The sequence below is a fragment of the Microbacterium resistens genome, from assembly GCF_021172025.1.
GTDB lineage: Bacteria > Actinomycetota > Actinomycetes > Actinomycetales > Microbacteriaceae > Microbacterium > Microbacterium resistens.
This window is the reverse complement of the sequence record NZ_CP082781.1, coordinates 1848784-1875568: the sequence shown is the minus strand read 5'-3', so window position 1 is coordinate 1875568 and position 26785 is coordinate 1848784. Positions and strand designations below refer to the sequence as shown.

At 71.7% G+C, this 26785-nt stretch carries 20 protein-coding genes; 14 read left to right on the top strand and 6 right to left on the bottom strand.

Annotated features, from left to right (window positions below; genetic code table 11):
* The first annotated feature begins 29 nt into the window (after nt 1-29).
* Nucleotides 30-932 carry a succinate--CoA ligase subunit alpha gene (sucD, locus tag K8F61_RS08930; protein ID WP_067243819.1) on the top strand — a complete coding sequence of 301 codons (903 nt, stop codon included), beginning with the start codon at nt 30-32 and terminating at the stop codon, nt 930-932.
* Between the two features lie 284 nt (nt 933-1216).
* Here the strand turns inward: sucD and K8F61_RS08925 are convergent, their stop codons facing one another.
* Nucleotides 1217-2692, bottom strand: coding sequence for an NCS2 family permease (locus K8F61_RS08925; RefSeq protein WP_231821393.1), 1476 nt, complete (start codon nt 2690-2692; stop codon nt 1217-1219).
* Between the two features lie 91 nt (nt 2693-2783).
* Here K8F61_RS08925 and K8F61_RS08920 point away from each other — a divergent pair, with 91 nt between their 5' ends.
* Genes K8F61_RS08920 through purH form a run of 3 tightly spaced genes read left to right on the top strand, consistent with a single transcriptional unit; the run spans nt 2784 to nt 6319 of the window.
* Nucleotides 2784-4046, top strand: coding sequence for a cell division protein PerM (locus K8F61_RS08920; RefSeq protein WP_231821392.1), 1263 nt, complete (start codon nt 2784-2786; stop codon nt 4044-4046).
* A 9-nt stretch (nt 4047-4055) separates the two neighbouring features.
* Nucleotides 4056-4658: a phosphoribosylglycinamide formyltransferase gene (gene purN / locus K8F61_RS08915; RefSeq protein WP_231821391.1), complete on the top strand. Its 603-nt coding sequence runs from the start codon at nt 4056-4058 to the stop codon at nt 4656-4658.
* Nucleotides 4659-4711: 53 nt separating this feature from the next.
* Nucleotides 4712-6319: a bifunctional phosphoribosylaminoimidazolecarboxamide formyltransferase/IMP cyclohydrolase gene (gene purH / locus K8F61_RS08910; RefSeq protein ID WP_067243811.1), complete on the top strand. Its 1608-nt coding sequence runs from the start codon at nt 4712-4714 to the stop codon at nt 6317-6319.
* A 38-nt stretch (nt 6320-6357) separates the two neighbouring features.
* Here purH and K8F61_RS08905 read toward each other — a convergent pair whose 3' ends face one another.
* Nucleotides 6358-6789, bottom strand: coding sequence for an Lrp/AsnC family transcriptional regulator (locus K8F61_RS08905; RefSeq protein ID WP_219086466.1), 432 nt, complete (start codon nt 6787-6789; stop codon nt 6358-6360).
* Nucleotides 6790-6912: 123 nt separating this feature from the next.
* Here K8F61_RS08905 and K8F61_RS08900 point away from each other — a divergent pair, with 123 nt between their 5' ends.
* From K8F61_RS08900 to K8F61_RS08865, 8 genes are all read left to right on the top strand, one after another.
* A complete protein-coding gene (locus K8F61_RS08900) occupies nt 6913-7950 on the top strand; it encodes an ornithine cyclodeaminase (protein ID WP_231821390.1) in 1038 nt (345 codons plus the stop codon).
* Nucleotides 7947-8873 (top strand): citrulline utilization hydrolase CtlX, encoded by a 927-nt coding sequence (ctlX, locus tag K8F61_RS08895; RefSeq protein ID WP_219086468.1) that lies wholly within the window; start codon nt 7947-7949, stop codon nt 8871-8873. Before K8F61_RS08900 ends, ctlX begins: the two co-directional genes overlap by 4 nt.
* A 35-nt stretch (nt 8874-8908) precedes the next feature.
* A complete protein-coding gene (locus K8F61_RS08890; RefSeq protein ID WP_231821389.1) occupies nt 8909-10363 on the top strand; it encodes an amino acid permease in 1455 nt (484 codons plus the stop codon).
* A gap of 106 nt (nt 10364-10469) precedes the next feature.
* The gene (locus tag K8F61_RS08885) at nt 10470-11996 is read left to right on the top strand and encodes an AlkA N-terminal domain-containing protein (protein WP_231821534.1); all 1527 of its coding nucleotides are present in this window, start codon (nt 10470-10472) and stop codon (nt 11994-11996) included.
* Between the two features lie 14 nt (nt 11997-12010).
* Nucleotides 12011-12511, top strand: coding sequence for a methylated-DNA--[protein]-cysteine S-methyltransferase (locus tag K8F61_RS08880; RefSeq protein ID WP_067243800.1), 501 nt, complete (start codon nt 12011-12013; stop codon nt 12509-12511).
* 550 nt (nt 12512-13061) lie between these two features.
* The gene (locus tag K8F61_RS08875) at nt 13062-14963 is read left to right on the top strand and encodes an ABC transporter ATP-binding protein (protein WP_231821388.1); all 1902 of its coding nucleotides are present in this window, start codon (nt 13062-13064) and stop codon (nt 14961-14963) included.
* A complete protein-coding gene (locus K8F61_RS08870) occupies nt 14960-16774 on the top strand; it encodes an ABC transporter ATP-binding protein (RefSeq protein WP_231821387.1) in 1815 nt (604 codons plus the stop codon). Before K8F61_RS08875 ends, K8F61_RS08870 begins: the two co-directional genes overlap by 4 nt.
* Before the next feature lie 64 nt (nt 16775-16838).
* Nucleotides 16839-17711 carry a hypothetical protein gene (locus K8F61_RS08865; protein ID WP_231821386.1) on the top strand — a complete coding sequence of 291 codons (873 nt, stop codon included), beginning with the start codon at nt 16839-16841 and terminating at the stop codon, nt 17709-17711.
* 125 nt (nt 17712-17836) lie between these two features.
* On the opposite strand, the gene K8F61_RS08860 is transcribed toward K8F61_RS08865, so the two are convergent.
* The gene (locus K8F61_RS08860) at nt 17837-18298 is read right to left on the bottom strand and encodes a GNAT family N-acetyltransferase (RefSeq protein WP_067248931.1); all 462 of its coding nucleotides are present in this window, start codon (nt 18296-18298) and stop codon (nt 17837-17839) included.
* A gap of 128 nt (nt 18299-18426) precedes the next feature.
* Here K8F61_RS08860 and K8F61_RS08855 point away from each other — a divergent pair, with 128 nt between their 5' ends.
* Nucleotides 18427-20646: an NADP-dependent isocitrate dehydrogenase gene (locus K8F61_RS08855; protein ID WP_231821385.1), complete on the top strand. Its 2220-nt coding sequence runs from the start codon at nt 18427-18429 to the stop codon at nt 20644-20646.
* Between the two features lie 84 nt (nt 20647-20730).
* Here the strand turns inward: K8F61_RS08855 and K8F61_RS08850 are convergent, their stop codons facing one another.
* From K8F61_RS08850 to K8F61_RS08840, 3 genes are all read right to left on the bottom strand, one after another.
* Entirely contained in the window at nt 20731-22233 is a 1503-nt protein-coding gene (locus K8F61_RS08850) for a L,D-transpeptidase family protein (RefSeq protein ID WP_067248948.1), read from the bottom strand.
* Between the two features lie 164 nt (nt 22234-22397).
* The gene (locus K8F61_RS08845) at nt 22398-22838 is read right to left on the bottom strand and encodes a hypothetical protein (RefSeq protein ID WP_231821384.1); all 441 of its coding nucleotides are present in this window, start codon (nt 22836-22838) and stop codon (nt 22398-22400) included.
* A 65-nt stretch (nt 22839-22903) separates the two neighbouring features.
* Nucleotides 22904-23314 carry a RidA family protein gene (locus tag K8F61_RS08840; protein ID WP_067248955.1) on the bottom strand — a complete coding sequence of 137 codons (411 nt, stop codon included), beginning with the start codon at nt 23312-23314 and terminating at the stop codon, nt 22904-22906.
* A 153-nt stretch (nt 23315-23467) separates the two neighbouring features.
* On the opposite strand from K8F61_RS08840, the gene K8F61_RS08835 reads away from it, so the two are divergent.
* Entirely contained in the window at nt 23468-26770 is a 3303-nt protein-coding gene (locus tag K8F61_RS08835; protein WP_231821533.1) for a family 20 glycosylhydrolase, read from the top strand.
* Nucleotides 26771-26785 lie beyond the last annotated feature (15 nt).

The window sequence follows — 26785 nt, the reverse complement described above, 5'->3', positions numbered from 1 at the left end:
AGCTCAGCGACCGGATAAGGATTAGAGAAATGTCGATCTACCTCAACAAGGACTCCAAGGTCATCGTCCAGGGCATCACGGGCGGCGAGGGCACCAAGCACACCGCGCTCATGCTCAAGGCCGGCACGAACATCGTCGGCGGCGTGAACGCGCGCAAGGCCGGCACCACGGTCTCGCACACCGACAAGGACGGCAACGCCGTCGAGCTGCCGGTCTTCGCCTCGGTCGAGGAGGCCATCGAGAAGACCGGTGCGAACGTCTCCGTCGCGTTCGTGCCCCCGGCGTTCACCAAGAGCGCGATGATCGAGGCCATCGACGCCGAGATCCCGCTGCTCGTCGTCATCACCGAGGGCGTTCCCGTCGGCGACTCTGCGGAGGCGTGGGCGTACGCGGTGGAGAAGGGCGGCAAGACCCGGATCATCGGCCCGAACTGCCCCGGCATCATCACGCCGGACGAGGCGCTGGCGGGCATCACCCCGGCCAACATCACCGGAAAGGGCCCGATCGGACTCGTGTCGAAGTCGGGGACCCTGACCTACCAGATGATGTTCGAGCTGCGTGACCTGGGCTTCTCCACCGCCATCGGCATCGGCGGCGACCCGGTCATCGGCACGACCCACATCGACGCGCTCGCGGCGTTCGAGGCCGACCCGGAGACCAAGGCCATCGTGATGATCGGCGAGATCGGCGGTGACGCCGAGGAGCGTGCGGCCGAGTTCATCAAGGCCAACGTCACCAAGCCCGTCGTCGGCTACGTGGCGGGCTTCACCGCCCCGGAGGGCAAGACCATGGGCCACGCCGGCGCCATCGTCTCGGGCTCGGCGGGCACCGCGCAGGCCAAGAAGGAGGCCCTCGAGGCCGCCGGCGTCAAGGTCGGGAAGACCCCGTCCGAGACCGCGGCGCTGATGCGCGAGATCATCGCGGCGCTGTAAGCGCTAGACTCGACGAGAAGGCCCCGAGCTCCACCTCGGGGCCTTCTTTCGTCTCCGGCGCATCTCTGCTCCCCGTCGCTCCTCTGGTCCCTCTCTGGTCCTCGCGTCCGTTCCCGGGCTCGCCCTGCGCCCGTGCACGCCGAAGCCCCCTCTGCGCGTCGAAACCCCCTCGTCCACGCGTATCCCTGAGGGGGTATCGGCGGGCAGAGGGGGTCTCGGCGGTACGGAGCCGGGGCCGGGGCGGGGCCCGGCGGGGGCGGGGAGAGGGGGACGGGAGAGGGCGGTCAGCCGGCGAGGAGGGCCTCGATCGGACCGCGCGCGAAGAAGACCACGAACCCGGCGGTGACGATCCACAGCAGCGGGCTGATCTCCCGTGCCTTCCCGGCGAAGGAGCGGATGAGCACCCAGCTGATGAAGCCGGCGCCGATGCCGTTGGCGATGGAGTAGGTCATCGGCATCACGGTCACGGTGACGAACACCGGGAACAGCGCCGTGAAGTCGGTCAGGTCGATGTGGCGGATCTGGCTCATCATGAGCGCTCCCACGATGACCAGCGCCGCGGCGGCGACCTCCGTGGGCACGATCGACACGAGCGGCGTGAAGAACATCGCCACGGCGAACAGCAGGCCGGTCACGATGTTGGCCAGCCCCGTGCGCGCCCCCTCGCCGATCCCGGCGCCGGACTCGATGAACACCGTGTTCGACGATCCGGACGTGAGACCGCCCGCGACGGCGCCGACGCCCTCCACGATCAGCGCGGACTTCAGCCGCGGGAAGTTGCCGTCCGCGTCGGCGAGGCCCGCCTCCTTGGAGAGGCCCGTCAGGGTGCCCATGGCGTCGAAGAAGTTCGTGAAGACCAGGGTGAAGACGAGCATGAGCGCGGCGAGGACGCCGATCCTGCCGAACGCCCCGAAGAGGTCGACCTGGCCGACCAGCGAGAGGTCGGGGACGGCGAGGAGCTGCTCGGGCAGCTTCGGCTCGGTCAGTCCCCATCCGCCGGGGTTCACGGTGTCGCCGGAGACCTTCGGCCCCAGGTGCCAGATCGCCTCGACGACGACCGCGATCACGGTGCCGGTGACGAGCCCGATCAGGATGCCGCCCTTGACCTTCAGACCCACGAGGATCGCCGTGAGCAGCAGGGTCACGACGAAGATCAGGGTCGGGATCGTCGCGACCGATCCGCCCACGCCGAGACCGACCGGCGGGGAGTCGCTGCCGGTCGCGGTGGTGAACCCGGCGTTCACGAGGCCGATGAAGGCGATGAACAGACCGATGCCGACGGTGATCGCGAGCTTGAGCTGCATCGGCACCGCATCGAAGATCATCCGCCGCAGCCCCGTGGCGCTGAGCAGGACGATGATGAGCCCGTTGATCACGACGAGTCCCATCGCCTCCGCCCACGTGACCTCCCCGACCACGGAGAAGGCGAGGAAGGCGTTGATGCCCAGGCCCGCCGCGAAGCCGAAGGGAAGACGCGCGACGAGCCCGAAGAGGATCGTCATCACGGCGGCGGTGAGGCCGGTCGCCGCGCTCAACTGGGCGAAGTCGAGTCTCGTCCCGTCGATGTCGGCGGTCGTGGACAGGATGATCGGGTTCAGGATGACGATGTACGCCATCGTGACGAACGTCACGACGCCGCCTCGGACCTCCGCGGCGACAGTGGAGCCGCGGCGGGTGATCTCGAAGAAGCGGTCGACGGCGCCGCGCGGCTCGGCGGGCGCCTCCGGGGACGGGACGGGGGACGGGGGGACAGCTGACATGGGGGACCTCCGATGCACGACGTTATCGGCTCGGGACACCCGCGCGCGCCCCGAGCGTCCTCCGAGCCGGAGCCCGTAGGCTCAGGGGGTCATGCCTCGCGTCCTCATCGTGCTCCTCGCCGCCGTCGATGCGGCCGTCGCCGCCGCGGTGGGGCTCGCGCTCCTGCTGGCACCTCTGACCGTCGCCTGGATCGTCGCGTTCGGCGTCGACGCGGACTGGGGCGCGCTCTGGCCGACCACGTCGACCCTGTGGCAGCTCGGGCACGGCGTGCCGGTCTCGCTCGCCCTCCCCGATGCGGTCGTGCGCGAGGTGGGGATCGCCCCCGAGGCGGCGTCGTTCGTCGTGTCGCTGGCACCCCTGCTGTTCCTCGCCTTCACCGCGATCTTCGCCGCCCGTTCGGGCCGTCGGGCGGCCTCCGCCGGCTCGTGGCCGTCGGGAGTGGTCGCCGGGGTGCTCACCTTCACCGCGATCTCGGTGCTGGTCGTGCTCACCGGCGTCGGCGCGGTCGCGACCACGCCGTGGGCCCTCGGCGTGATCTTCCCCGCCCTGACCTACCTGTGCGGGGCGCTCGCCGGCGCCGTGGCGACGGCGTGGATCGACGGGGACGGCGGGATCGTCGACGCCGTGCACGACCGGGTGGACGCCGCGGGCGACTGGGCGGGCGTTCCCGGGGACGCCGTCCGCGGCGCGAGCGCCGCGCTGGTCGCCCTCGTCGGCTCGGCGGCGCTCGCCGTGGCCGTGGCGGCGCTGCTGCGCGGCGGCGAGGTCGTCGCCCTCTTCGAAGCCCTTCGCGTGGACGGCCTCGGGGTCACCGCGATCAGCCTGGGCCAGCTCGCCTACCTGCCGACCCTCGTCTGCTGGGCGGTGGCGTGGCTGGCCGGTCCCGGCTTCGCGCTCGGCACCGGCACCGCCGTGTCGCCGGCCGGCACCGAGCTGGGCGTCGTCCCCGGCATACCGATGCTGGGACTGCTCCCCGAGGCGACCTCTCCCTGGATGCTCGTCGTCGTGCTGATCCCCATCGGCGCCGGCGCGCTGGCGGGATGGATCATCCGCTCGCGCCAGGCTTCGGCCGGGAACGAGCCCGACGTGCTGCCGCAGGCGACGACGGCGCTGGCGATCGCGGTGCTGGCCGCCGGCGGCGCGGCGCTCCTCGCCGTGCTGTCGTCGGGTTCGATCGGGCCGGGCCGCCTCGCCGAGGTCGGTCCCGACGCGGGACCCGTCGCCCTCGCGGTCGGCATCGAGGTCCTCGTCGGCGCGGGCATCCTGCTGCTCGGTCCGCGTCATCGGGACGAGCTCCGTGCGGAGGAGCTGCTCGGCGCGGACGAGGTCGGGCGCGAGGATCCGCGCGGCTAGACTGAACGCGTGCTTTCGGTCGCCGTTCTCATCTCGGGCACCGGCTCGAACCTCCGTGCCCTGCTCGATGCGGCCGCCGACCCCGATTACCCGGCGCGCATCGTCGTGGTCGGGGCGGACCGCGAGGCCGACGGCCTCGCCCACGCCGAGGAGTTCGGGATTCCCTCCTTCACGGTGCCGTGGCGCGCGCACGACTCCCGTGAGGCGTGGGGCGCCGAGCTCGACGAGCAGCTGCGCGTGTGGGAGCCCGACCTCGTGGTGCTGAGCGGCCTGATGCGTCTGCTGCCGCCGTCGGTCGTGGCCGCCTGGGCGCCGCGCATCATCAACACCCACCCTGCGTTCCTGCCGGAGTTCCCCGGTGCGCACGGAGTGCGGGACGCGCTCGCGGCCGGCGTCTCACAGACCGGCGCCAGCGTCATCGTCGTCGACGACGGGGTGGACACGGGGCCGATCCTCGCGCAGGAGCGCATCCCGGTGCTGCCGGGGGACACCGAGCACGTGCTGCACGACCGCATCAAGCCCGTCGAACGACGCCTCCTCATCGACGTCGTGCGCCGGATCGCCACCGGCGAGATCGACCTCGCTGCCGCGCGCACCACCGCGCCCTCCTGACTCCGTCATCCCCGTTCCGCCGCACACCGCCCCCGACCCGGAAGGACCCCCTGATGGCCGGCCCCCGCCACGACCCGTCGCTGTACCGCTCCCGTGACGCCGTCCCGATCCGTCGCGCGCTCGTCTCGGTGAGTGACAAGACCGGTCTGCTGCCGCTGGCCCAGGCCCTCGCGGACGCGGGCGTGGAGATCGTCTCGACCGGGTCCACCGCGGCCACGATCCGCGAGGCGGGGCTGGCGGTGACGGACGTCGCCGAGGTGACCGGCGTCGCGGAGATGCTCGACGGGCGGGTCAAGACGCTGCACCCGAGCGTCCACGGCGGGCTGCTGGCGGACCTGCGCCTCGAGGACCACGAGCGCCAGCTCGCCGAGCTCGGCATCGCGCCGTTCGAGCTCGTCGTGGTCAACCTCTACCCGTTCGTCGAGACGGTGGCCTCCGGAGCCGAGGGCGACGACGTGGTGGAGCAGATCGACATCGGGGGCCCGGCCATGGTCCGCGCCGCCGCCAAGAACTACGCCAACGTCGCGATCGTCGTCTCGCCGGAGTCCTACCCCGCGATCATCGACGCCGTGGGCGCCGGGGGCACCTCCCTCGTCCAGCGGCGCGAACTGGCCGCGCGCGCGTTCTCCCACACGGCCACGTACGACTCGGCCGTGGCCCAGTGGTTCACGGAGGGGACGCTCGGCGACGGCGAGGACCTTCCGGCCCACCTGACGATCAAGGCCGAGCGCCTGGCGACGCTGCGCTACGGCGAGAACTCCCACCAGCGCGGGGCGATCTACACGCGCGTCGGCGGGCACGGCATCGCGCAGGCGACCCAGCTGCAGGGCAAGGAGATGTCGTACAACAACTACGTCGACGCGGACGCCGCTCTGCGCGCCGCGTACGACATGGTGCTGCCGGCGGTCGCGATCATCAAGCACGCGAACCCGTGCGGCATCGCCACGACGGCCCCGAACGCCCTGGACCCCATCGCCAGCGCGCACCTGCGCGCGCACGAGTGCGACCCGGTGTCGGCCTACGGCGGCGTGATCGCGGCCAACGGGACGGTCACGCTGAAGATGGCGGAGAACCTCAAGGACATCTTCACCGAGGTCATCGTCGCGCCCGCGTTCGAGCCGGCGGCGCTGGAGGTCTTCAAGGCCAAGAAGAACCTCCGTCTGCTGCAGCTTCCCGAGGACTGGCAGCAGGAGCGCATGGACGTGCGCCTCGTCTCGGGGGGCCTGCTCCTCCAGGATGCCGACCGGTTCCCCGACGACATCTTCTCGGTCGCGAAGAACTGGGAGCTGGTGTCCGGCGAGCGCCCCGACGAGGCCGAGATGGAGAACCTCATCTTCGCCTGGAAGGCCTGCCGCGCGGTGAAGTCCAACGCCATCGTGCTCGCGAAGGGGAACGCCACGGTCGGCGTCGGCATGGGCCAGGTCAACCGCGTGGACTCGTGCCGTCTGGCGGTGGAGCGGGCCGGCGACCGGGCCGCGGGCTCGGTCGCGGCATCGGACGCGTTCTTCCCCTTCGCCGACGGTCCCCAGGTCCTCATCGACGCGGGGATCACCGCGATCGTGCAGCCGGGCGGATCCGTGCGCGACGGCGAGGTCGTCGACGCCGCGCGCAAGGCCGGCGTCACGATGTTCTTCACGGGCGAGCGCCACTTCTTCCACTGACGCCTCGTCCGGCTCCGCCGCGCCCGGCGCCACCGCGCTCAGGGTGTGGCGGAGCTGAGGAGGATGCTCGTCTCGCTGTCGCGGATCCCCTCGATCCCGCGGATGGTGCCGAGGGTCGCGTCGAACGACGCGAGGCTCTCGCAGCTGATCTCCGCGACGAGGTCCCAGCGGCCGTTCGTCGTGTGCAGCGCCGCGATCTGCGGGACGCCGCGCAGACTCCGGATCACGTCCCCGGTGTTGCGGCCCTCGACCGCGATGAGCATGATCGCGCGGACCACCGACGCGGTGGCCGGGTCGCGCACGCGCACGCTGAAGCCGACGATCACCCCGTTCTCGGTCAGCCGGCGCATGCGGCTGTCGACGGTCGCCCGGGTGACCCCGAGCGTCCGGGAGAGGTCGGCCACGGACTCCCGCCCGTTGGCGCGGAGCAGCGACAGCAGTCGCCGGTCCAGGTCGTCGAGATCCTGCATGAGCACAATGTACGACACTGCTGCGCATAATGGTTAACCAGTCGTAGAAATGATCCACACTGCTGATTGAAAGTGATGATGACCGCCTCCTACCGTGGAAGGACCGAGGAGAAAGGGGGCGGGATGGTCCGCTTCGTCGACGTGCCGAACATGCAGCGCTGGGTGATCGACACCGGGATCGAGACCGCGATCGCGGGGATCGCCGGGACGATCGAGGAGGACTTCCGCCGTTGGCCCGCGTTCGACAAGACCGCGCGGGTCGCGAGCCACTCGGACGTCGGCGTCATCGAGCTCATGCCGATCAGCGACGACCGCACGTACGGCTTCAAGTACGTCAACGGGCATCCGACGAACCCGGCGCGAGGGCTGCAGACGGTCACCGCCTTCGGCGTCCTCGCGGACGTCGACAGCGGGTACCCGACGCTCTGGGCCGAGATGACCATCCTCACGGCGCTGCGCACCGCCGCCACCTCCGCGGTCGCCGCCCGGGTGCTCGCACCGGCCGGCGCCACGACCATGGCCATGATCGGCACCGGCAGCCAGTCCGAGTTCCAGGCGCTGGCCTTCCGGCGCCTGCTCGGGATCGAGCGGCTGCGGATCTGGGACACGGACCCCCACGCCATGGACGTGTTCGAGCGCAACATCCGCCCGCTCGGGTTCGACGTCGTTCGTGCCGGCAGCGCGGCCGACGCCGTGCGCGGCGCGGAGATCATCACGACCTGCACGGCCGACAAGACGTACGCGACCATCCTCACCGACGACATGGTCGTCCCCGGCGTGCACGTCAACGCGATCGGCGGGGACTGCCCGGGCAAGACCGAGCTCGACGCGGCGATCCTGCGGCGCGCCGACGTGTTCGTGGAGTTCCCGCCGCAGACGCGGATCGAGGGGGAGATCCAGCAGCTCGCGGCGGACCACCCGGTGACGGAGCTCTGGCGGGTGCTGCGCGGAGAGGCCGCGGGCCGTACCTCGCCCGACCAGATCACGGTCTTCGACTCCGTGGGCTTCGCCCTGGAGGACTTCTCCGCCCTGCGTCACCTCGCCGGCGCCCTCGACGGCACCGACTACTACGCGGACGTCGACCTCATCGCCGATCCGGCGGATCCCAAGGACCTGTTCGCGCTCGTGGCCGCCGGCGCGGCGGTCGGGGCCCCGGTGTGAGCGCGATCTCGGCGCAGGCGCCCCGTGCCGTGGTCATGGTGCGCCCGCATCGGTTCCGCCCGAACCCGCAGACCGCCGCGGACAACTCCTTCCAGCAGACCGCCGATCACGACGTGGCCCGTGCCGCGTACGACGCGACGACGAGGGTCGCGGACGCCCTGACGGAGGCGGGGGTCGCGGTGCACCTCTTCGAGGACACCGGCGACGCGCACCCGGACAGCGTCTTCCCGAACAACTGGTTCTCCACCCACGCAGGCGGCCGCGTCGCCCTGTATCCCATGTACGCGCAGAACCGGAGGGGGGAGCGCCGGGCGGACGTCGTCGACTTCCTCAAGCAGGCCTACCGGGTCCAGGAGGTCATCGACTACTCCGGGCTCGAACAGGACGACCTGTTCCTCGAAGGCACGGGGGCGATGGTCCTCGACCACGTCTCACGGATCGCCTATGCGGTGCGCTCGCATCGCTGCGACCCGCTGCTGGTCGAGCGGTTCTGCACGGTGTTCGGCTACGAGCCGGTCGTGTTCGACGCGGTCGACGCCGAGGGGACGGCGATCTACCACACCAACGTGATGATGTGCATCGGGACCGATGTCGCGCTGGTCGGTGCGGAGACGATCGTCCCCGCGGCGCGGCGGGAGGAGATCGTGCGCCGGATCGAGGAGAGCGGCCGCACGGTGGTCCGCCTCACCCGCGAGCAGGTCGCCTCCTTCGCGGCGAACGCGATCGAGCTGCGCGGCCGGGACGACGAGCGGGTGCTGGCGATCTCGGCCACCGGTCACGCCGCCCTCACCGCGTCTCAGCGCCGCGCGATCGCGGAGTCCTGCCGGCTGCTCCCGATCGACGTGGGGCCGATCGAGCTGGCAGGAGGGTCGGTCCGCTGCATGGTCGCGGGTATCCACCTGGATCCCCGGGGTACCCTCTGAAGGCTCCCCGTTCCGCATCACGAAGGAGTGAGCGCATGACCGTGAAGACCGAGCCGACGACCGGCGAGGGGCTCGCCCGCGGGCTCAGCAACCGCCATCTGCAGCTCATCGCCATCGGCGGCGCGATAGGCACCGGCCTGTTCATGGGGTCCGGGAAGATGATCAGCGTGACCGGGCCCGCGGTGCTGCTGGTCTACCTCGTCATCGGCTTCATGATCTTCTTCGTCATGCGAGCGCTCGGGGAGCTGCTGCTGTCGAACCTGCACTACAAGAACTTCGGCGACATCGCCAAGGACATGCTGGGGCCGTGGGCGGGCTTCTTCGTCTCGTGGACCTACTGGTTCTCCTGGGTCGTGGCCTGCGTCGCCGACATCATCGCCATCACCGGGTACGTGAAGTTCTTCAACCCCGCGATCCCGGCCTGGATCCCCGCACTGATCGCCTGTGTCGCGCTGACGCTGCTGAACCTGCAGCCGGTGAAGTACTTCGGCGAGGTCGAGTTCTGGTTCGCGCTCATCAAGATCATCGCGATCCTGGCGCTCATCGTCACCGGGACCGTCCTCATCGCCACGGGCTTCCAGAACCCGGACACCGGGACGTCGGCATCGGTCGCGAACCTCTGGGAGCACGGCGGGCTGTTCCCGTTCGGCCTGAGCGGGTTCATCCTCGGCTTCCAGATGGGGATCTTCTCGTTCATCGGTGTGGAGCTCGTCGGCACGGCCGCCGCCGAGACCAAGGACCCGCGGCGCTCGCTGCCCAAGGCGATCAACTCGATCGTCGTGCGGATCCTGATCTTCTACATCGGGGCGCTCGCCATCATCATGAGCATCACCCCATGGGACCGCATCAGGCCGGACGAGAGCCCGTTCGTCACGACGCTGCTCTACGCCGGTCTCGGGATCGCCGCGGTCGTCATCAACCTCGTGGTCCTCACCTCGGCCGCCTCCAGCGCGAACTCGGGTATCTACTCCGGAACGCGCATGCTGTTCGGGCTGTCCCAGGACGGCCACGCCCCGCTCGCGTTCGCGACGACGAACCGACGCGGGGTGCCGCTGCGCTCGGTGTTCTTCACGTGCGTGTTCCTGTTCACGGCGGTCCCGCTGCTGTTCGCGGGGGACGGGGTCGTCGCGGCCTTCACGTTCGTCTCCTCGGTGTGCGCGACGCTGGTGCTGTTCACCTGGGGGTCGATCGTCGTCAGCTACATCGTCTACCGCCGCAGACACCCCGAGCGGCACGCGGCGTCGCGGTTCCGGATGCCGCTGTCCCGGGTCACCCCGTGGATGGTGCTCGGGTTCTTCGTCTTCATCGCAGCCACGCTCGTGTTCGGCGAGGACACGCGTCTGCCCTTCCTCGCCACGCCCGTCTGGTTCGTCCTGCTCGCGATCCTGTGGCAGCTGCGCAAGCGGCGCCTGCTGCGGGAGGGCAGACCCCTCACCGCCCCGATCCCGACGACGCGGCACGCCCTGGACGACGAGGCCGGCCCCGCCTAGCCGCCGGAGCCACCGCGCACCGCGATGTCCGATTTCCGCGAGCAGGCGGTTTTCGGACATGCCAGGCTGGACGCATGCGATGCACAGGACGACCGACGAGGACACGATGAGCCTCCCGGTGATGACCTTCGACGAGCGGTACCGTGCGATCAGCGCCCGGGACACCCGCTTCGACGGCCAGTTCGTGACGGCGGTGCGCTCCACGGGGATCTACTGCCGGCCCAGCTGCCCGGCGCGCACGCCCAAGCCGGCGAACGTGACGTTCTTCCCGACGAGCGCGGCCGCCCACGAGGCGGGCTACCGCGCCTGCAAGCGATGCCTCCCCGAAGCCGCGCCCGGCTCTCCCGCATGGAACGTGCGCGGCGATCTCGCCGCCCGGGCGATGCGGCTGATCGCCGACGGGGTCGTCGAGCGGGAGGGGGTCCCCGGCCTCGCCCGTCGCCTCGGATACTCGAGCAGGCACCTCACGCGGCTGCTCGCGGCGGAGCTCGGTGCGGGCCCCCTGGCGCTCGCTCGCGCCCACCGTGCCCACACGGCGAGGATGCTCCTCGTCGGGACCGATCTGCCGATCTCGGATGTGGCCTTCTCCGCAGGCTTCGCCAGCGTCCGTCAGTTCAACGACACGGTGCGCGAGGTCTTCGGGCTCGCGCCGGGAGAGCTGCGCGCCCGGCGCCCGGCGCCGGGCCGAGGGACGGACGCCGCCGCCCGCGCCGCGTCGGCTCCGGGTGAGATCGAGCTCGTCCTCCCGCACCGTGAGCCGTTCGACGCGGACGGCCTGTTCGCGTGGATGCGGGCCAGGGCGCTTCCGGGCATGGAGGCGGCGGGGGAGGAGTCCTTCGCCCGGCACGTCCGCCTCGACGCGGGACCGGCCTGGTTCGAGCTGCGCCGGGCGGCGGACGGCCGGATGCGCCTGCGCGCCCGGCTGACTCACCTCTCCGATCTCGCGCCCCTCGTCGCGCGGGCCCGGCGCCTGTTCGACCTGGACGCGGATCCGCAGGCCGTGGACGCCGCGCTCGCCGGCCACGCCGAGCTCGCCCCGCTGATCGCGGCGACTCCGGGCATCCGGGTCCCCGGTGCGATCGATGCGCACGAGATGCTGATCCGCGCCATGATCGGCCAGCAGATCACGGTCGCGGCAGCGCGAACGGCGCTGACGGCGCTCGCGGACGCCCTCGGCGAGCGGGTCGGCGAGGGCGAGGACGCCGGGGTGCTCTTCCCGACGATGGCGGCGATCGCGGAACGCGGCGCCGAGGTGCTGCGCGGACCTGCGGCCCGCATCCGCGCGGTGACCGGGACCGCGGCGGCGCTCGCCGACGGCTCGCTGACGCTGACGCTCGGCGACGACGGCGCCGAGCAGCGCGCCGCCCTCCTGGCGATGCCGGGGATCGGCCCGTGGACGGCGGACTACGTGCGGATGCGCATCCTCGGCGATCCGGACGTCATCCTTCCCGGAGACGTGGCCGTCCGCTCCGGTGCGGCCGTCGCCGGGATCCCCGCGGATCCGGCCGGCCTCGACCGCTGGGCCGCCCGCACGGCGCCCTGGCGCAGCTATCTGACCGCTCACCTCTGGCGCGCGGCGCCGGTCCGGCCGACGCGCCGTGCGTCCGCCTCGTCCGACCCCGTCCGCGCATGACGAAAGGAACGTCCATGTCCGCCTCCATCGAGACCGTCGACACCCCCGACGGCGCCTTCACCATCCTCTCCGACGACGCGGACCGCGTGCTCGTCGCCGGCTGGAGCGCCGATCACGACCGCATCCTGGCCCGCCTCTCGCCCGCGCACCGCCCCACCGACGTGCGGGTCCGCGACGGCGGCTCGGCCGCCGGCGAAGCCGTGGCCGCCTACTATGCGGGCGAGCTCGCCGCGATCGACGACGTGCCCGTGAGCCAGTACGGCACGGGTCTGCAGCGCGCGGGGTGGGACCTGCTGCGGCGCATCGTCCCGGGCGAGCCGCTGACCTACACGGCCTTCGCCGCCGAGCTCGGGAACCCGCGCGCGGTCCGTGCCGCCGCGTCGATCTGCGCCCGGAACGCGCCCGCGCTGTTCGTGCCGTGCCATCGCGTGCTGCGCACGGACGGATCGCTCGGCGGGTTCGCCTGGGGGCTTGACGTGAAGGAGCGTCTGCTCGCCCGGGAGGCCGCCCGCTGAGGGATCCCGTCGGTCGTTGAGCGAGCGGAGCGAGTCGAAACGTGGTGACTCGGGAACTGGCGCCGTTTCGTCTCGGTGCTGCGCTCCTCGCTCAACGACCGGTGGCGGTTCTCGGTCGTTGAGCGACACTTCGACTCGCTTCGCTCGCTCAGCGCGGGTCTCCGCGAGTCGAAACGCGGTGACCCGGGGCTGGCGGCGTTTCGTCTGGGCGCGTCGCTCCTCGCTCAACGACCGGGGGGCGGTCCGGCTGTCGGATCGGGGCTGATCGGGAATTCCTGTTGCTTTCAGCCGGTTCCCAGCAATAGGCTGGTGGGCTGTCGCGCCGACCGGCTCGATCACGCCGAGCTCCAGGAGGATGTCATGCCCACGATCACCCTTGCGTCGATCACCCGCGATGTCCCCGCCCCGGCCTACGCTCCCGTTCAGGGCTCCGTCATCCTCGTTCTGGGATAGAGCCCCCGCCGCACGGCCTGCGTCATTTCTCGCGGATGCATCGCATCCGTCGTTCCCCCTTCCCCTCCTCCGTTCGTCATCGTCGCTGCTGAGAATCATGTCTTCCACGTCTTCGTCGTCCCTGTCCACCACTGCCGCGCTCTGGCGGCTGAAGCCCTTCATCGCCCCGATCATCGGCCGGCTCGTCGGCGGCGCGCTGAGCGCGCTCGGCGCGGCCGTCATCGCCCTGATGATCCCGATCGTGCTCGAACAGATCGTGCGCGGCCCCGTCCAGTCGGGTGAGCCGTGGCCGATCGCGTTGGGCGCCCTCGCCATCCTCGCCCTGGGCGTCGGCGAGGCCGTCATGGTGTGGCTGCGCCGCTGGTTCGTGCTGACCCCGGCCACCGAGGTCGAGTACCAGATGCGCTCGGAGCTCTACGCGCGCCTGCAGACGCTGCCCGTGGCCTTCCACGACCGCTGGGGCTCGGGCCAGCTGCTGAGCCGGATGATGCAGGACATCAACCTCATCCGACGCTGGATCGCCTTCGGCATGATCCTGCTGGTCGTGAACATCCTCACGATCGTCATCGGCGCCGTTCTGCTGTTCCAGTGGCACTGGCTGCTGGGCACGATCTTCCTCGTGACGGGCGTCCCGATGTGGATCCAGGGCTACCTCTTCGAGAAGCGCTACGGCGTGCTGACCCGCCGGAGTCAGGACCAGGCCGGAGACCTCGCCACGAGCGTCGAGGAGAGCGTGCACGGCATCCGCGTCCTGAAGGCGTTCGGTCGGGGCCGCCACGCCCTGCGGCGCTTCAGCTCCCAGGCCGAGACGCTCCGCGAGACGGAGATGAGCAAGGCCCGTGCGGTCGGGACCATCTGGTTCTGGCTGGACCTGATGCCGCAGATCGCGTTCGGCCTGAGCCTGCTGTCGGGCATCTGGCTGATCTTCCAGGGCGCGATCGAACTGCCGCAGCTGTTCGCGTTCTTCGCGATGGCGACGGTGCTGCGCTGGCCGATCGAGTCGATCGGGTTCCTGTTCTCGTTCCTTCTGGACGCGCGCACGGCGACCGACCGAGTGTTCGAGATCTTCTCCGAGACGAACACGATCACCGACCCGGAGACGCCGCAGACGATCCGCGATCCGCGCGGCCGGCTGGCGTTCGAGGGGGCGCACTTCCGCTACCAGGACGCCCGCGACGGGGAGCGCGATCTGCTCGACGGCATCGACCTGGTGCTGGAGCCCGGCGAGACCATGGCGCTGGTGGGGCTCACCGGCAGCGGGAAGACCACGCTGACCACGCTGCCGGCTCGTCTCTACGACGTGACGGGCGGGCGGGTGACCCTCGACGGCGTCGACGTCCGCGACCTCACCCTGACCGAACTGCGCACGCACGTCGCGATGGCCTTCGAGGACGCGACGCTGTTCTCCGCGACGGTCCGGGAGAACGTCCTGCTGGGACGTGCGGACCTGGAGCTGCACAGCGAGGAGGCCGAGCGCGTGCTGCGCGAGGCGCTGGAGGTCGCGCAGGCCGGGTTCGTCGACACCCTGCCCGAGGGCACGGAGACGGTCATCGGAGAGGAGGGGCTGAGCCTCTCCGGCGGCCAGCGCCAGCGTCTGGCGCTGGCGCGCGCCGTCGCCGCAGCCCCGAAGGTGCTGGTGCTGGACGACCCGCTGTCGGCGCTGGACGTCGACACCGAGGCCCTGGTGGAGGAGGCCCTGCGCCACGTCCTCGCGGAGACGACCGCCCTCATCGTGGCGCACCGCCCGTCCACCGTCGCGCTGGCGGACCGGGTCGCGCTGCTCGAGCGCGGTCGGATCACCGCCGTGGGCACGCACACCGAGCTGCTGCGCACGAGCGCGCACTACCGTCACGTGATCTCCAGCCTGGAGGCCGAGGAGGCCGTGCGCACCGGGGCGATCCCGATCGTCGGGGGCGAGCCCCCGGTCGCCACGGCCGCGGTCCAGGACGCCGCCGACGAGAACGAACAGACCCTCACCGAGAAGGAGGTGCAGGCATGACCACTGCGATCACCGGAACACGGGACGAGGACCGCTCCCAGCTCACGCGGGAGGAGAGCCGCGCGATCCGCCGTCGCTCCCTGCGGCTGCTCGGCTCACTGATCCACCCGCTGCGGGTGCGGATCGCCATGGCCGCGATCGTCCTCGTGGTGTCCACCGCCTTGCAGGTGTCCGGGCCGATCCTCATCGGCATCGGGCTGGACCGCGCGCTGCCCGCGCTCCTGGAGAGCGCGAGCTGGGGCCCGACGATCCTCGTGAGCGTCGTCTACCTGTTCGCGGGACTCACCGGCTCCGCGCTCATCGGCTGGTACGTCGTGATGGCGGCCCGGATCACCCAGGCGGTGCTGCTGGACCTGCGCAAGCGCATCTTCCTGCACACCCAGCGGCTGAGCCTGGAGTTCCACGAGTCCTACACATCGGGCCGCATCATCTCGCGGCAGACGAGCGACCTGGACTCGATCCGCGAGCTCCTCGACGGCGGACTCAACAACCTGGTCTCGGGCGTGCTCTTCGGCGTGTTCACCTTCATCGCCCTCGTGATCGCGGACTGGCAGTCCGGCGTGATCCTGGCCGTGGCGGGGATCCCGCTCGTCCTGCTGATGCGCTGGTTCTACACCCGCTCGCAGGTGGTGTACCGCGAGTCGCGCGTCGTCAGCGCGAAGGTGATCGTGCAGTTCGTCGAGACGATGACCGGCATCCGCGCCGTGAAGTCGTTCCGCAAGGAGCCCCGCAACGACACGACGTTCCGCCGCCTCGCGGGGGACTACCGCGACGTCAACCGCCGGTCGATGGTGCTGTTCGGGACGTTCGAGCCCGGGCTGATGGGCGTGGCGGCATTGACGCTGGGTCTGGTCGTCCTCTGGGGCGGGATCCGGGTGTCGACCGGCGCCCTCGGCGTCGGCGTCCTGTTGTCGGCGGTGCTGTACGTGCGCAACTTCTTCGCGCCGATGCAGGAGATCGCCATGTTCCTGAACTCCTACCAGTCGGCCACCGCCGCGCTGGAGAAGGTCTCGGGCGTGCTCGAGGAGGAGCCGAGCGTCCCCGATCCGGACAAGCCGGTCGACCTCTGGGAGGCGCGCGGTGCGATCCGGTTCGACGCGGTGACCTTCGGGTACAACGGCGACAAGACGATCCTGCCGAACTTCTCGCTGGACATCCCCGCGGGCCAGACCGTGGCGCTGGTGGGCACCACGGGCGCGGGCAAGTCGACCCTCGCCAAGCTCGTGTCGCGGTTCTACGACCCGACCGAGGGCGCGGTGACCCTGGACGGCGTGGACCTGCGCTCGCTGCACCCCAAGGACCTGCGCCGCGCGATCGTCATGGTCACCCAGGAGGCCTACCTGTTCAGCGGCACGGTGGCGGACAACATCGCCCTCGGCAAGCCCGACGCGACGCTGGACGAGATCCGTGCCGCCGCCAGGGCGGTGGGCGCCGAAGCGTTCATCGAGGCGCTCCCGGACGGGTACGACACCGACGTGAACAAGCGCGGCGGGCGCGTCTCGGCCGGGCAGCGCCAGCTCATCTCCTTCGCGCGCGCGTTCCTCGCCGACCCGGCGGTGCTGATCCTCGACGAGGCGACGGCATCGCTGGACATCCCGTCCGAACGGCTCATCCAGGAGGCGCTGCAGACGCTGCTGGCGGACCGCACCGCGATCATCATCGCCCACCGCCTGTCGACGGTCGCGATCGCGGACCGCGTCCTGGTGATGGAGCACGGACGCATCATCGAGGACGACGCCCCCGCCGCGCTCATCGCGGGCAGGGGCAAGTTCGCGCAGCTCCACGCGGCGTGGCAGCAGACGCTGGTGTGATCGTCGTCGGCCGGGTCGCGTCCGCGCGGCTCGGCCGACGGGGCGGATCGGTAGGCTCGACGGTGTGGATCCCTTCTGGGCGGTCGCCGCGGAGTTCTGGTGGACCGCGCCGGTCGTCGCCGGCGCGGGTGCCGTGAGCGCCTTCGGGATCCGCCGCCTCCGGACATCCGGCGGCCGGCGGCTCGCGTACGACGCGGCCCGGCTGGACCTGCAGGCGGCGCAGAAGGAGGCCACCGCCGCCCGGCACGACGTGCGGGTGGCGCGCGCCGAGCTCGCCCGGGCACTCGCCGAACGCACGGCCGGTCGGCTCGGCGCCGCCGAGGTCGCCGAGACGCGGCGGCTCGTGCGTGAGGCGGAGCGCGCGGCGAAGGCGTCCGCGGCGACCGTGCGGGCACGCCGCGCGCAGCTCGACGCCGCCCGGGCGGGCCTGGCCGGCTCGGTCCCGCCCGATCAGCTCCCGCTGCCTCGGACCATGGCCCAGCACGACGCGGTCGTGGCGCGGTGGATGCAGTACGAGACGGATCCGGCGCGCGCCATCGCCTTCCCCTCCATGACCGATGCCCGGGAACCTGCGACCGCGGCCTTCCTGGCGGCGCTCGACGAGGCACGTCGCACGCGTCCGGATGCCGCGGGCCGGGTGACGCCGGCGGAGTACGCCGCCTATCGTGATGCGGTGGCGGCCGCGGAGCGCGCGTTCGCGATCGCGGAGCGCACGGCGCAGGCCCGCGCGGGCGGGCGCGACCCCGAGGACGTGTTCCGCGACGAACGTGCGGCGGGGTGGCAGGACGCCGCGCAGCAGATGATCGCGATGTCCGCCGACGCCCTGGATCGCGCGGCCGGTGCGGCAGCGTCGGCATTCGCGGCCTGGAACGAGCGGAGCCGCCGCGGCCGCGACGACGAGGACGAGGACCGGGGGCGCGGGCGGCGCCCGCGCTGAGACGGAGGAAGGCGACGGGGCCTCGGTGGGGGAGGGGGATCCGAAGCCCCGCCGCCGGTCTAGTGGATCACACCGCCGGGTGATCGGGGATCACGCCGCGCGGTGCGGTTGTTCGCGCTCGGCGATCAGTTCTGCGGGACACGCGCCTCGGCGATGACCTCGCCGTACTCGGTCTCGCCCACCGGGGTGAAGCCGACCCGGTGGAAGAACGCCTCGGGGCCGTTCTCCCCGGCCTCGTAGATGACGTCGACGTGGTCGAAACCGCGCGCCCGCGCCTCCGCGATCAGGTTCTCGACGGCGAACCGGCCGACGCCGCGACCCTGGTCGTCCGCGTCGACGTTGATCCGCCACAGCACCGAACGGAAGTGCTCCTCCGGGGCCTCGGGGTCGAAGTTGGCGCTGACGAACCCGACGACCTCGTCGCCGTCCAGGACGACGCGCTGCCAGGAGGTCTGCGGGTTCATCACGGTGGCGGCGATCCCGTAGGACACGGGGGCGAGGAACTGCTCCTGGCCCGGCTTCAGGGACAGGTTGTTCACGGCGACGATCGTCGAGGCGGACAGTTCGACCAGGCGCAGTTCCGTCATGGACCCAGGCTAACCCCTCCCGGTCCGCCGGAGACAGGGTTGTCCGAACTCGGAGGAAGTTCATGCCGGGGGCCGCTCAGGTATCTTGGTATCGAGACAAATGACCTCGTGAGACGGAGAAGAACCCGGTGACCGACGACGCCATCATCTACACCTATACGGACGAGGCACCGGCTCTGGCCACGGCCTCGCTCCTGCCGATCGTCCGTGCCTTCGCGCACCAGGCCGGCGCCGACCTGGAGACCCGCGACATCTCGCTCGCCGGGCGCATCCTGGCCGCCTTCCCGCAGCAGCTCTCGCCGGAGCAGCAGGTCGGCGACGCGCTGGCCGAGCTCGGCGGGCTCGCCACCCTGCCCGAGGCGAACATCATCAAGCTGCCGAACATCTCCGCGTCGATCCCGCAGCTGAAGGCCGCGATCGCGGAGCTGCAGGAGAAGGGCTACGACGTGCCGGACTACCCGGACGAGCCCGCCACCGTCGAGGAGAAGGACGTGCGCGCGCGCTACGACCGGATCAAGGGCTCCGCGGTGAACCCGGTGCTGCGCGAGGGCAACAGCGACCGCCGTGCTCCGCTGGCTGTCAAGAACTACGCCAAGAAGCACCCGCACCGCAACAAGCCGTTCGCCGAGGGCTCGAAGACCCGCGTCGCGACGATGGGCCACGACGACTTCAAGCACAACGAGCGTTCCTGGGTCGCCGCGCACGACGACGTCCTGTCGTTCCGCCACATCGCGAAGGACGGCACCGTCACGATCCTCAAGGAGGGGCTCAAGGTCCTCCCGCGCGAGATCATCGACGCCACGTTCCTCTCCGCGAAGGAGCTGGACGCGTTCCTCGCCGAGACGCTCGAGGCGGCCAAGGCCGACGACGTGCTCTACTCGGTGCACCTCAAGGCCACCATGATGAAGGTCAGCGACCCGATCATCTTCGGCCACGTGGTGAAGGCGTTCTTCGCGGACGTCTTCGACCAGTACGGCACGCAGCTCGCCGAGGCCGGACTCAGCGCGAACGACGGTCTCGGATCGATCCTGGCGGGTCTCGCGAACGTCGCGGGCGGCGAGGAGATCGCCGCGGCGTTCGACAGCGCCATCGCCCAGGGTCCGCGCCTGTCCTACGTGAACTCCGACAAGGGGATCACCAACCTCCACGTGCCGAGCGACGTGATCGTCGACGCATCCATGCCGGCCCTGGTCCGCAACGGCGGGAAGCTCTGGGGCAAGGACGGCGAGGAGGCCGACACGATCGCGGTCATCCCCGACTCGTCCTACGCGAGCGTCTACCAGGCCGTGATCGACGACGTGATCGCGAACGGCCCGCTCGACCCCGCCACCATCGGCACCGTCCCGAACGTGGGTCTCATGGCGCAGGCGGCCGAGGAGTACGGCAGCCACGACAAGACGTTCGAGATCGCCGCGGACGGCATCGTCCAGGTGCTCGACAGCGAGGGCACGGTCCTCATCGAGCACGAAGTCGGCAAGGGCGACATCTGGCGCGCGACGCAGACCAAGCACATCCCGGTCATGGACTGGGTCAAGCTCGCGGTCACCCGCGCTCGCGCCACGGGCGCTCCCGCGGTGTTCTGGCTCGACGCCAACCGCTCGCACGACGCGCAGATCATCGCGAAGGTGCACCAGGGTCTCGCGACGCTCGACACCAAGGGCCTGACGATCACGATCCTCGCTCCGGAGGAAGCGACGCGGTACACGCTCGCCCGCATGCGTCACGGCCTGGACACCATCTCGGTGACCGGAAACGTGCTGCGCGACTACCTCACCGACCTGTTCCCGATCCTCGAGGTGGGCACGAGCGCCAAGATGCTCTCGATCGTGCCGCTGCTCGCCGGCGGCGGGCTGTTCGAGACCGGCGCGGGCGGCTCGGCTCCCAAGCACGTGCAGCAGCTCGTGGAGGAGAACTACCTGCGCTGGGACTCGCTGGGCGAGTTCTTCGCGCTGGCCGCCTCGCTGGAGCACTACGCGGATCGCACGGGCAACGAGAAGGCGCGGATCCTCGCGACCACCCTCGATGCCGCCACCGGCACGTTCCTCGAGGAGGACCGCTCGCCCGGGCGCAAGCTCGGCACGATCGACAACCGCGGCAGCCACTTCTACCTGGCCCTCTACTGGGCGAAGGAGCTGGCGGCGCAGACCCAGGACGCCGAACTCGCCGCGGCCTTCGCCCCGGTCGCGGAGTCCCTGAGCCGGCACGAGGACGAGATCGTCTCCGAGCTGGTCGCCGTGCAGGGCAAGCCCGCTGACATCGGCGGCTACTACCGCCCTGACGCGGACAAGGTCGATGCGGTGATGCGCCCCTCGGCGACGCTGAACGGGATCATCGACGCGCTGGCCTGAGTCGCCGGACACGAGGAAGGGCGGGGGCTTCGGCCCCCGCCCTTCCTCGTGTCTCCGCACCACGCGCGGCGGTGCGGAGGGTGATCAGTAGTGGACGTTCACCTCGACGCCCTCGGGCGACCAGTTGTACAGCCACTGGGCCGCGTCCTCGGGCATGCCCACGCAGCCGTGGCTCATGGGCGTGCCCCAGTTGCTGTGCCAGTAGACGCCGTGCAGAGCCTCGTCGCCGTTGAAGTACATGACCCACTTCACGTCGGGCTGGAAGTAGTAGGGCGCCTTGGTGGTGTCCTTGTTGCCCATGTCCTGGCTGGAGAGCTTCCAGTTCACGGCGTAGTTGCCGGTCTGGGTGGCGAACTCGTCTCGCCCGGAGGACACCGACCAGGAGTTCACCGCGTTGCCGTTCTCGACCGCGGTGACCGTCTGGGTCGCGAGGTTGACGTCGATCACACGGTGCCGGTTGTCGGCGGTGAACGGCACCTCCTTGACCGGGAGGGTGAAGACGCCGTTCGCATCCTTGGCGAGCTGGTTCGCGAAGTCCGCCGCGACGTGGGACGTGTCTCCCAGCTCGCGGCCGTTGACCCCCTCGGTGACGGTGTCGAGGACCTCGCCGGCGGAGTTCACGATCGCCTCGGCGTTGACCGGTGCACGGTTGACGACGCCGGGCAGGGAGTCCACGGTCTGCTGGATCGCGGCGCGGTCCACGTCCACCTGGAGCTCGCCGTCGACCGCCGACACGGACAGCCAGCGGGCGGCGACCTCCGGAGCCACGGGCACGGTGCGCTCGGTGCCGACGTAGAAGCCGACGGTGCCGAGCATGGCGTTGAGCGAGTCGGCGAACGCCTGGGCGTCCTTCTGAGTGACCGGGGGCTCCACGGTGGTGGGGCCGGCGTCGAAGGTCACGCCCTTGTCGCCCGCGGCGACGGCCTCGGCGAATGCGGCCGACAGCGCGGGCACGTCGATGCCGGTGCCGTTCTCGCCGGGGGTGGTCGTGTAGGTCTTGGACGCGGGATCGAAGACGACGGAGGCGTCGACGGCGGCCGTGTACGAGGAGGGGACCTCCGCGCGCAGCACCCGGTCGGTCGTGGCCGGGTCCAGCTCGACGTCGCCGGCGACAGGGTCGGGCAGCCACGACGTGACGTTCCACATCGGGTGCGCGGCGAAGGCCGCCTCTGCGAGACCCTGCGCGTCGATGCGCGCACCGAGGTCGGAGCCGCTGACGGTGATGTCCTTGTCCGCCCCGGTCAGGGTCACGTCGATGTCGGAGACCCGGGCGCTGAGGGCCTCGGCCGCGGCGCCCACGGTCATGCCGCCGATCGGGACTCCCGCCACGGTGACGCCGGGGGCGATGAGGATCGTGGAGGCGGCACCCGCGCCGAGCGCGAGCACGCCCACGCCGAGCCCGATCCACAGGCCCAGGCGCCGCTTCTTCCGCGGCGGTTCGGCGGGCGCCCACTCGACGGGACGGTCGCCGCCCGATCCGGCGGTGCTGTCGGTCGACGCGCCGTCGGCGGCGGAGGATGCCGACACGGAATCACCGACCCGCGTCGCGTCAGTCGCCGGCTGCTGCTCGGTCGCGAGATCCGTCATGTTCACACCCCCCGTGGTCCCCTGACCACTTCTTGCTCATGGTACGCGACCGTGGTAACGGAAAGGCAACGGAAGCCTGAGTCGTCTCGATGCCGCGACGGGCTCCGAAAGCGGCGTCGCCCCCGGGATCGCGGGGATCCCGGGGGCGACGCGGTCAGGCCCGCTCAGCCGGTGCAGACGTCGGTGAACGCCTTCAGGTGCTCGGTCATCGAGGTGGAGACCGTGCCCAGCTCGCCGGCGGCGGTGGGGTCCTGGTCGACGAACGCCTTCGTCAGGAGCTCGCCGAGCTTGGCATAGTCGGCGGCGAGGGGCTCGACGGCCGCCTTGACGTCGGCGTTGCCGACCTCGGCGACGGCGGCGCTGAGCTTGTCCGCGATCTTGGTGACGGAGTCGACCGAGGCCTGGGGGTCGGTCGCCGCGGTGCCGAGCAGCGAGGCGATGTCGCCCGTGTCCTCCGCGAGCGCCGAGGTGACGGTCTTGCACGCGTCCGCGACGCTCTGGCCGGCGGGTGCTGTGCCTGCGCCGGTGCCCGAGCCGCCGGCGCAGGCGGTCAGCCCGAACACGGTCGCGCCGGCGAGGGCGAGGACGGTGAGACGACGGTTCATGAGAGTTCCCCCTGGGTCAGCGGTGCGTCGGGTGACGCCGACGCACAGTCAAGCACAGCCGGGGCTCAGGCGGGGTCGACGACGGCGAGCGCGTCGATCTCCACGAGCATCTCCTCGCGGGGGAGGCCGGTGAAGACGGTGGTCCGCGAGGGGAGGACGCCACTGGTGGTGTGGGCCGTCACGAACGCCCCGTACGCGTCGTTCATGATCGCGAAGTCCTCGCGCTTGGTGAGGTAGACGCGCAGCATCACGACGTCGTCGAAGCTTGCCCCGGAAGCCTCGACGATGGCCTTGACGTTCTCCAGGGTGCGGGTGGTCTGGGCGGCGACGTCCCCGGGGTACAGGTACTCGTTCGTCGCGGGGTCGACCGGGCCCTGGCCGGACACCTGGACGATCGGCCCCTTGCGGACGCCCTGGGAGAACGTGTGGGCGGGAGCGGGGGCGGCGTCGGTGGAGACACGGGTCTTGGCAGTCATGGCCTCCAGCCTAGGTCGTCGACGCACGGGACACGGACCGCGGCCGCGGCCGGATAGCGTGGTGCTGTGAGCCTCGACACCCCCCGTCCCCGGGCCGCGAGCGCATCCGCGCGCCCGCAGAGCCTTCCGCTGGATCCGCACGACACGGAGCCGCTGAATCTGAGCGCGGTGCTCGCCGCGGAGGGGCGCACGCGGGTGTACCGCGGCGCGACCGTCGTTGACGGCACCGGGGCGCCGCGCGTGGTGGCGGACGTGTTCGTGGAGGGCGAGCGGGTGGTGGCGGTCCGTCCGCCGGCGGCCGATCCGGGCGCGTCGACCTCATCCGAGGGGCTGCCGGTCGGCACCGTCGAGGTCGAGGCCGCCGGGCTCGTGCTCGCACCGGGCTTCATCGACATGCACGCGCACAGCGACCTCGCCGTCACCGCGGGCGCCGCGCACACCGCCAAGCTGCTCCAGGGCGTGACGTGCGAGGTCATCGGGCAGGACGGGCTCGGCTACGCCCCGCTCGACGAGGCGTCCGCCCCGATCGTGGCGGCGCAGATCGCGGGCTGGAACGGTCGGCCGGAGACGGTCGCGGCGTGCTCCATGGACGCGTTCCTCACCGAGATCGACGCGCGGACGGCGGGCGACGTCGCCGTGCTCGTGCCGCAGGGCAATCTGCGGATGATGGTCGTCGGACACGAGAACCGCCCGGCGACGGCGCAGGAGCTCCGCCGGATGGGCGAGATCCTCGAGGAGTCGCTCGACGCCGGGGCGTTCGGCATGTCGAGCGGCCTCACCTACACGCCGGGCATGTACGCCGACACCGCCGAGCTCGAGCACCTGTGCCGGATCGTCGCGGAGCGCGGCGGATACTGGGCGCCGCACACGCGCAGCTACGGCGCGGCCGCCTTGGACGCCTTCGCCGAGGCGCTGGACATCGGCCGTCGGACGGGATGCCCGATCCATCTCACGCACGCGACGATGAACTTCGCCCCGAACCGCGGCCGCGCCGACGAGCTGCTGGCGCTCGTGGACTCCGCGCTCGCGGACGGCGTCGACGTCACCCTCGACACGTATCCCTACCTCCCGGGCGCGACGACCCTCTCCGCTCTGCTGCCGAGCAGGCTGGCGGCCGGCGGGGACGTCGTGGCGGCGGTCGCCGCCCTCGACGACGCCGGGCGCGAGGCGGTGCGCGTGGAGCTGGAGGAACAGGGCTCCGACGGGTTCCACGGCGAGCGGGCGGACTGGGCGGCGATCGAGGTCTCCGGCACCGCGTCTGCGGACCTCGCCGGGCTCGTGGGGCGGACCATCGCCGAGATCGCCCAGAGCGAGGGGCGCCGGGCGGTCGACGTCGTCCTGGACACCGTCGTCGCCGACGGCGGCGCGACCGGGGTGCTCATGCACATCGGCGACGAGGACAACGTGCGCGCGATCATGCGCCACCCGCGGCACACCGGCGGCAGCGACGGGATCCTCGTGGGCGCCAAGCCCCACCCCCGCGGGCACGGCACGTTCCCTCGCTACCTCGGCCACTACGTCCGGGAACTCGGCGTGCTCACGCTCGAGGAGGCGGTCCGGCACCTGTCGGGCACCCCGGCCGAGCGGCTCGGGCTGCACCGCGGCGACGCCCCGCGTGGGGTGATCCGCGCCGGCGCCACCGCGGACCTGGTGCTCTTCGACCCCGACACCATCGCCGCCGGCGCGTCCTTCGACGATCCGCGTGCAGCGCCGGTCGGCATCGTCGAGGTGCTGGTCGGCGGGGTGCCCGTGGTGCGCGACGGGGTGCCCACGGGGGCGACCCCGGGGCGTGCGCTGCGGATGGCGCCGCCCGCCCACCGCGCGACCGTCCCGCTGATCGACGCGGTCGGCATCGACCCGCAGACCGAGCCCTTCCGGTGGACTCCGGCGACGCCGGTGCGCGCGGGCGACGCCCTCGGCGGGATCGCCCGCATGCTCGAGGGGACGCAGCCGCGCCCGGAGGCGGCGCCCATCGTGCTCGTCGTCGACCCGCAGGTCGGCGCCGATGCCGAGCGGAACGGGCGCGTCGGGGAGGAGGCGTTCCGGATCACCGTGGCGGCGTCCGGCGTCGAGGTCCGCGGGGCGACCCCCGCTGGGGTGTTCCGCGGCGCGACGACCCTGCGCCAGCTGCGGGATCCCGACACCGCCGAGGGACGGATCCCCGCCGGGACGTGGGAGGGGGCGCCGGCGTACGCGTGGCGCGGACTGATGCTCGACGTCGCGCGTCACTTCCGCCCCGCCGCCGACATCCGTCGCCTGCTCGACCAGCTCGCCGCCCTGCACCTGAACGTGCTGCACCTGCACCTGAGCGACGACCAGGGATGGCGGTTCGAGGTCCCCGGGTATCCGCGGCTCACCGAGGTGGGCGCCCGGCGCGAGGCGACGCAGCGGGGGCACGGACCGGAGGCGACGGTCGAGCCGGGCGTGCACGAGGGATTCTTCACCACCGCGGAGCTGCGCGAGCTCGTCGCCTACGCCGCGGAGCGGTTCATCACGATCGTCCCCGAGGTGGAGCTGCCCGGTCACGTGCAGGCTGCGCTCGCGGCCTACCCGGAGCTGGGCAACCTCGATGTGGCCCCGGCGCCGGACGGCCCGTGGGAGCGGTTCGGGGTGAACCCCCGCGTCCTGGCCCCGACCGAGGAGGCGCTCGCGTTCGGGCGCGCGGCGATCGACGCGCTGTGCGACGTCTTCGACTCGCCGTGGATCGGGATCGGCGGTGACGAGGTGCCGACCACGGAGTGGGCGCAGAGCCCGGCGGCGCAGGCGCGGATGGCGGAGCTCGGACTGACCGGGCCGGCCGCGGTGCAGCCCTGGTTCACCCGGGCCTTCGCGGATCACGTCCGGGCTCGAGGGCGGAGCGCGCTCGCCTGGGACGAGGTCCTGGAGGGAGAGGTGCCGGACGGTACCCGGGTGCTCGCGTGGCGCGGTCCGGTCGCGCTCGCCGACGCCCTGCGGCGGGACATCGAGGTGGTGGCGTGCCCGGACCTCGAGGTGTACCTCGACTACCGCCAGTCGGAGTCCCCGGACGAGCCGGTGCCGGTCGGTCCGCCGCTCACCCTGGAGCACGCCTACACTCTGACCCTCCCGGAGGGGGTGCAGGGCGGCCAGGCGAACGTCTGGACCGAGCACCTGCCCACGCGCGACCGGGTGGACTTCGCCGTGTTCCCCCGCTTGCTGGCCATCGCCGAGCGGCTGTGGCGCGGCGGGGGACCGGGGGAGTACGCCGGGTTCGCCCGCCGTGTTCCCGCGGCGCTGCGGCGCCTCGCCGCCGCCGGCGTCCGGTATCGACCGCTGGACGGCCCGGCCCCGGATCAGCGGAGGCCCGGCGTCCCCGGCAAGCCCATCAGCGTCGAGCGCCGGGCGGAGATCGTCGCCGGTCTCGTCGCCGGGATCCTGGAGCGGGCGGCCGCGGAGGAGGAGCCCGCGCGCTGGCCCGGGGACGGACCCATCCAGTAACGTTTCGATAACCCT